Source organism: Seonamhaeicola marinus, from assembly GCF_008085455.1.
In genome coordinates this window covers 1-821 of record NZ_VSDQ01000058.1, presented here as the reverse complement: position 1 = coordinate 821, position 821 = coordinate 1, and the positions used below count along the sequence as shown (strand labels likewise).

1 protein-coding gene and 1 pseudogene are annotated in these 821 nt (G+C 32.0%); both read left to right on the top strand.

The features are described from left to right. On the top strand, nucleotides 1-117 hold a 117-nt coding region (locus FUA24_RS00375; RefSeq protein WP_187388118.1), incomplete at its 5' end, for a cytochrome c oxidase subunit 3. 148 nt (nucleotides 118-265) lie between these two features. Beyond that, nucleotides 266-821 (top strand): annotated as a pseudogene (locus FUA24_RS00370) (cytochrome c oxidase subunit 3); the annotation flags it as partial.

The following is an 821-nucleotide window of genomic DNA, read 5'->3' as shown; positions in this document are numbered from 1 at the left end:
TTTAAACAAAAGTATACACAAGAAAATATGCTAGGTTTTGAACTGTCAGCCACATTTTGGCATTTCGTTGATATACTATGGGTTTACCTACTATTGTTCTTATATTTTGTTGGATAGTAAAATAATATAATTATCAAAAAAAATAGTAGAACACAAAAAATACTCAAACTGATAATTATCATAGTTTAAAATTTGAAGCTTATATTTCGTAAAAAAGAATAATTGATTATTTTTGTGCAACTTTATAAAATAACAACCATTACTTATGAGTACTACAGTTGTAAATGTTGAAACCGAAGGAAAAACCTGGGGTGGAGGAAATGAACCGTTAAAGGCAAGTTACGGTAAAATGATGATGTGGTTTTTCATCGTTTCTGATGCATTGACATTTTCAGGCTTTTTAGCAGCCTATGGATTTTCAAGATTTAAATTTATTGATTCATGGCCAATAGCCGATGAAGTATTTACCCACGTACCATTTTTACATGGGCAAGAGCTACCAATGATTTATGTGGCTTTTATGACGTTTATACTTATAATGTCATCAGTAACAATGGTATTAGCTGTTGATGCTGGTCATCATTTAAATAAAGCAAAAGTTACAATTTACATGTTTTTAACCATTATTGGTGGTTTAATATTTGTAGGATCGCAAGCATGGGAATGGGCAACATTTATCAAAGGAGATTACGGTGCCATTCAAACAAAAGGAGGTAACATTTTACAATTTGTAGATACTGAAGGGCACAGAGTAGCGCTAAAAGATTTTGTAGTTGCAAATGCCGATGCAGATAGAACTCAACACGAAAGAGATAACGGAC